The organism is Methylocystis suflitae (assembly GCF_024448135.1).
Classification (GTDB): Bacteria; Pseudomonadota; Alphaproteobacteria; order Rhizobiales; family Beijerinckiaceae; genus Methylocystis; species Methylocystis suflitae.
This window is the reverse complement of sequence record NZ_JAMRYX010000089.1, coordinates 1-5,047: the sequence shown is the minus strand read 5'-3', so window position 1 is coordinate 5,047 and position 5,047 is coordinate 1. Positions and strand designations below refer to the sequence as shown.

The following is a 5,047-nucleotide window of genomic DNA, read 5'->3' as shown; positions in this document are numbered from 1 at the left end:
GAATGGGCGTCGGCGCGACGCTCATTCTCTTCGCCGCACTCGTCTTCCTTCCGCGCGGACCCGGGACCGCGGAACCGAAAGTCGCGGCGAACGTCGAGCAACCGCGCGTCGCTGTCGCGCCCTCGCGCAAGATTTCCACTAAGGTTTCCGTCGAAGCCATCGAGGCGTCGGCGCTGATGGCGAAGCCCTTCAGCGCATTCGACATCGCCGCGCCGGAATTCGACCGGGAGAAAAAAACCATCGCCGTGCGCGACAGCGAGAACGGCTCTGGCCGTATCGACACGATCGCGGTCGGGCAATTCGCGATGGGCGCGCCGTTCATGCGCGTCGATATTCATCAGGATATCGTCGACAAGGAAAAGACGTCGGATTTCTTCCTTGACATGGCCCGACACGCCGCCCAGGCCGGCCTTAACGTCGCGAAGATCGGCCAGCCGAGCGCGCTCGTCACCAAATTCGGGTCGTTTGAGACGGCCGACATACGGCTCTCGCAAGCCGCGTCCGAGGGCGTTGCGGCGAGCGAGCGCAGCTGCGTTGCAGCGCGTCTCATCGATGGGAAGCTCGCTCTCGAAATCGCCGGGCTGGCCTGCGGCGAATCGGCGAAGCCGATCGACCGGGTTGCGCTTGGCTGCCTGCTCGACCGCATCAACTACACGGCGAGTCCGGATAATCCGGCGCTGAACGACTTCTTCGCGCAAGCGGCGTCGACGCGCGGCATTGGCTGCGGCGACATCTCGCGCGACGACCTGACCGCGACCATCCCCGCGCAAAAGAACGCCGCGCGTCCAACGCAGGGCGCGCGCCGCGCGCATGCCCGACCATCGCGGCAAGGCGCACAGATCACGCGTTAGGCGTTCCGCATTCACCCTGACGGCGGATTACTGGCGGGAAAGCGCGCTTTAATTCGCTTTTGCGAAACGATCCGCTATTATGATCTACGGCGTTCAGTCCAAAAGGGGATCGTGATGCGCAGGAATAAAGTGCTGTCGGCGGGGCTCGCCTGTCTGGTGTTGTTCGCGGCGGGCGATGCGCTCGCCAAGTCCCGCTATCGCGTTTCCTCAAGCGAGGTTTGTTGCGGCCACGGCCCGATCGACATCCAGCGCCGCAGCTGGCTCGATCCCGGCACCCAGGTGCCGGTCGGCAGCACCAACCGCTACATGGTCCAGCAGACCTACCTCAATCACGATCCGATCGAGCGCAACCAGCGCAGCTGGTATATGCAGGAGACGCTTCCGCAGCGGCCGCCCTACAACGCCAGCATGATCGTGCCATACGATGAGGGTTTTCCGTTCTGGTGGCCGTAAGTCGGCTTTTCTCAGGAAATCTTGACTTAGGGAGCGCTTTCCTTTAGCTCCCCACGAGCCTGACGCGGCCCGTTCGCGCCAGGCCAGCACCCGTGGCGTTTGCTGCAAACGCCTGTCGGCCGGTTGACGGCAGAGGAGGGCGCGTTCTTGAAGCCCCGGCGCTGGCCGGGGGCGGCGAGAGACGCGAATCTGACGACGTCCGAGCGCAACGCTCCGGACGCATTTCGTCTTTCGCCTCTCGCGCGCCACAAACGCGACCATGAGAGGACGAGAGTCAAAGTGACGAAGCGCGCAGAAGCAAAATATAAGCTCGACCGACGCCTGGGCCAGAACATCTGGGGCCGGCCGAAGAGCCCCGTCAATCGCCGCGAATATGGCCCCGGACAGCACGGACAGCGGCGCAAGGGCAAGCTGTCCGACTATGGCACGCAGCTCAAAGCCAAGCAGAAGCTCAAGGGCTACTACGGCAATATCTCGGAAAAGCAGTTTCGCAAATATTATGCGGAAGCGATCCGGTTGAAGGGCGACTCGGGCGATAATCTGATCGGCCTTTTGGAGCGGCGCCTTGACGCGATCGTGTATCGCGCGAAATTCGTTCCGACGGTCTTCGCCGCACGGCAGTTCGTCAATCACGGCCACATCCGCGTCAACGGCAAGCGCGTCAACATTCCATCTTATCAGGTGAAGGTCGGCGACGTGATCGAGGTGAAGGAAGCCTCGAAACAGGCCGTGACCGTGCTCGAGGCGGTTCAGCTCGCCGAGCGCGACACCCCGGAATATTACGACGTCGACCACTCCAAAATGGTCGCGAAGCTCATCCGGGTGCCGCATGCGACGGAGGTGCCCTATCCCGTGCAGATGGAGCCGAACCTCGTCATCGAGTTCTATTCGCGCTAACCTCGACACGCAGCAATGTGAGGAAGACAGCCGCGTCGAGCGGCTGTTTTTTTGCCCGTTCTTGACTGTGGGACCGCAATCGGAAACTCTCGCGCGCAAAAGCGCCGTCATCGCTTGCAGGCAAGCTGAAAGACGGCCGGACCGCCAAGGGAACGCAGAAGGAGAGGCACGTGTCCGGGCTATCGAAGAAGCGGCCGGCGGAGAAGGAACGCAGTCAGAAACCGCTCTGGATCGCAATCGCCGGCTTGCTGATCAGCGTCCTCAGCTACACCATGAGGGACCTGATGCTCGGCGACGTCGTCTTCTGGTTCGGCGTGGTGCTCGCTTTTATCGGCGTGCTTTACTGGTTCATTCGGCCGAAACACGGGCTGTAGCGCCCGCTTAGCGGCTCCACATCCTCGCCAGATTTGATTTGCCACAATTGTCGAAGACGTTATGGTCTTCGGCGTCGCAACAGTTACGGAACGCACATGCCCTTCGCTTTTATGCCCCGTCGTGGTTTTCTTGTCGGCGCCGCCTGCGCGCTCCTCGTCGCAGCGCCCGCCCTCGCCGACAAGTCGTCTTCGGGCAAAGTCTCGACCGACGAGCTGATGGCGCCGAACGCCCTGCCCGACGTGGTTGAAGGCGCGGCGGACGCTCCCGTGACGATCGTCGAATATGCTTCGATGACGTGCAGCCACTGCGCGGCGTTTCATAAAGACGTCTATCCGGAGCTGAAGAAGAAATATATCGACACGGGCAAGGCGAAATTCATTTTGCGCGAGTTCCCGCTCGATCCGCTCGCGACGGCCGCCTTCATGCTGGCGCGCGAACTCGGCGACAAGCGCGACGCGACGGTCGATCTTCTATTCTCGCAGCAGAAGAACTGGGCCTTCTCCGATAAGCCGCTCGACGGTCTGGCCAATGTCTTGAAACAGGCTGGCCTCGGCCAGGAGAAGTTCGAGGCCGTCTTAAAGGATCAGGCGCTTTACGAGAACGTCAACAAGGTGCGTAATCGCGCCGCCGAGAAATTTGGCGTCAACTCGACGCCGACCTTTTTCGTCAATGGCGACAAATACACCGGCGAGATCGGCGTCGAGGACTGGGACAAGATCATCACATCGAAAACCGCGGCGAAGTAATACGAATTCCGGCCGATCTGCTCGGCTGTCATTCCCGACGCTTCGCGTGAGCGAAGCGATCGGGAATCCAGAGCAAACCAGCATTTCCGCATCGGCTCTGGATTCCCGGTCAGGCCTTCGGCCTGCCGGGAATGACGCTCCTAGCAAGCAAATCGCCCGGAATCCATGTAGTACAATTTCCGTCTGAATGGCGCGCATGTCATTCCGCTAGAACGCGGTCCGCCGCTCCAGCGCCGCCGCAAGCGTTCCCTCATCGAGATAGTCGAGTTCGCCGCCGACCGGCACGCCGTGGGCGAGCCGCGTCACCTTCACGCCTGACGGCGCCAGCACATCGGCGATGTAATGCGCGGTCGTCTGGCCGTCGACCGTTGCGTTGACCGCAAGCACGACCTCGCTGGTCTCCTCTCCGCGCACGCGCGCGACAAGGCTCGCGATGGCAAGATCGTCCGGGCCGACGCCATCGAGCGGCGACAGCACGCCGCCGAGCACGTGATAGCGCGCGTTGAGCAGCCCTGCCCGCTCCAGCGCCCAGAGATCGGCGACCGTCTCGACGACAACCAGGATCGACCCGTCGCGGCGCGCGTCGCGGCAGATCGTGCACGGATCGCTCGTATCGATATTGCCGCACACCGAGCAAATGACGATGCGCTCCCGCGCGACGCGCATCGCTTCGGCGAGCGGCGCCAGCAGTTCTTCGCGTTTGCGGATGAGATGCAGCGCCGCGCGCCGCGCCGATCGCGGACCGAGCCCCGGCAATTTGGCCAGCAGCTGCACGAGTTTTTCGATCTCGGGACCGGCCACCTTTTCAGCCATAGACGGATCAACGCCTCATGTGGTTTCGCGTCATGCCCGTGCTGGTCGCGGGCATCCACGTCATAGTCGGCGATGACGCGAGAATCGCAGCGCTACGCATCAAAAGGGCAGTTTGAAGCCTGGCGGCAACGGCAGCCCGCCGGTGAGCGCTTTCATTTTTTCGGCCATGGCCTCCTCCGCCTTGGCGCGCGCCTGCATGTGGGCGGTGAGGATCAGGTCTTGAAGAATTTCCTTTTCGTCGGGCGTCAACAGACTCGGGTCGATGAAAATGCTTTTCATCCCGCCCTTCGCGGTGAGCGTGACCTTCACCATGCCGCCGCCCGCCTCGCCTTCGACGACGGTCTGTTCGAGCTCCAGCTGCGCTTCGGCCATTTTGGCCTGCATCTGCTGCGCCTGCTTCATCAGGCCCATGAAGTCCATCATTGCGCTTCTCCGTCGTCTTCCTCGATTGGCGACGCGTCATCATAGAGCGTTTCGGCGGACGCTGCGCCCTCGTCCCTGCCCCGCACGGCGACGATCTGCGCGCCGGGAAAACGCGCGAGCACGCTCGCGACGAGCGGATCCGACTCAAGCGAAGAACGGCGCTTGCGCTCCTCCGCTTCGCGCAATTCCTTGAGCGTCGGCGCGCCGCCCGAGGCGACGACCGACACCATCCAGCGCTCGCCGGTCCAAGCCTGAAGCCTCTGCATCAGAGTCGACGCCAGTTCACGCGCGCCGCCGGGCGCGAGTTCAAATTCGATCCGTCCATGCTCAAATCGCACCAGCCGCACTTCGGATTCGAGCCCGATCTTGAGGCGCATGTCACGTTTTTGCGCGGCAAGCGCGACAAGCGCATCGAAGCTCTCGATGATGATGCCTGGCTCCGGCGCTGCAGGTCTTGGCGCCGGCGCTGCGGAGGGCTGAGGCGCGGCG

General features: G+C 62.7%; 7 protein-coding genes and 1 pseudogene. 5 read left to right on the top strand and 3 right to left on the bottom strand.

Annotated features, from left to right (window positions below; translation table 11 throughout):
- The 5 genes from NEI07_RS07520 to NEI07_RS07500 all read left to right on the top strand — a co-directional run.
- Positions 1-851 (top strand): hypothetical protein (locus NEI07_RS07520; protein ID WP_256033762.1); only part of this gene is annotated, 851 nt, incomplete at its 5' end.
- Between the two features lie 114 nt (positions 852-965).
- Positions 966-1,304, top strand: coding sequence for a hypothetical protein (locus NEI07_RS07515; RefSeq protein WP_256033761.1), 339 nt, complete (start codon positions 966-968; stop codon positions 1,302-1,304).
- A gap of 279 nt (positions 1,305-1,583) precedes the next feature.
- Complete coding sequence (gene rpsD, locus NEI07_RS07510) at positions 1,584-2,201, top strand: 30S ribosomal protein S4 (protein WP_256033760.1); 618 nt, start codon at positions 1,584-1,586, stop codon at positions 2,199-2,201.
- Positions 2,202-2,371: 170 nt separating this feature from the next.
- On the top strand, positions 2,372-2,575 hold the full coding sequence (locus NEI07_RS07505; RefSeq protein ID WP_256033758.1) for a hypothetical protein: 204 nt from the start codon (positions 2,372-2,374) through the stop codon (positions 2,573-2,575).
- Between the two features lie 96 nt (positions 2,576-2,671).
- A complete protein-coding gene (locus NEI07_RS07500; RefSeq protein ID WP_256033756.1) occupies positions 2,672-3,322 on the top strand; it encodes a DsbA family protein in 651 nt (216 codons plus the stop codon).
- A 207-nt stretch (positions 3,323-3,529) separates the two neighbouring features.
- Here the strand turns inward: NEI07_RS07500 and recR are convergent, their stop codons facing one another.
- The 3 genes and pseudogenes from recR to NEI07_RS07485 form a co-directional block, all read right to left on the bottom strand.
- A complete protein-coding gene (gene recR / locus NEI07_RS07495) occupies positions 3,530-4,135 on the bottom strand; it encodes a recombination mediator RecR (RefSeq protein ID WP_256033754.1) in 606 nt (201 codons plus the stop codon).
- 99 nt (positions 4,136-4,234) lie between these two features.
- Positions 4,235-4,558, bottom strand: coding sequence for a YbaB/EbfC family nucleoid-associated protein (locus tag NEI07_RS07490; RefSeq protein ID WP_256033751.1), 324 nt, complete (start codon positions 4,556-4,558; stop codon positions 4,235-4,237).
- Positions 4,555-5,047 (bottom strand): annotated as a pseudogene (locus tag NEI07_RS07485) (DNA polymerase III subunit gamma/tau); the annotation flags it as partial. The pseudogene NEI07_RS07485 and the gene NEI07_RS07490, both read right to left, overlap by 4 nt.

What these genes read in the sequence shown, in the direction of transcription:
- NEI07_RS07515 (WP_256033761.1), top strand. Translation starts at nt 966, where the DNA reads ATGCGCAGGAATAAAGTGCTGTCGGCGGGGCTCGCCTGTCTGGTGTTG.
- NEI07_RS07500 (WP_256033756.1), top strand. Translation starts at nt 2,672, where the DNA reads ATGCCCTTCGCTTTTATGCCCCGTCGTGGTTTTCTTGTCGGCGCCGCC.
- recR (WP_256033754.1), bottom strand. Translation starts at nt 4,135, where the DNA reads ATGGCTGAAAAGGTGGCCGGTCCCGAGATCGAAAAACTCGTGCAGCTG.
- NEI07_RS07490 (WP_256033751.1), bottom strand. Translation starts at nt 4,558, where the DNA reads ATGATGGACTTCATGGGCCTGATGAAGCAGGCGCAGCAGATGCAGGCC.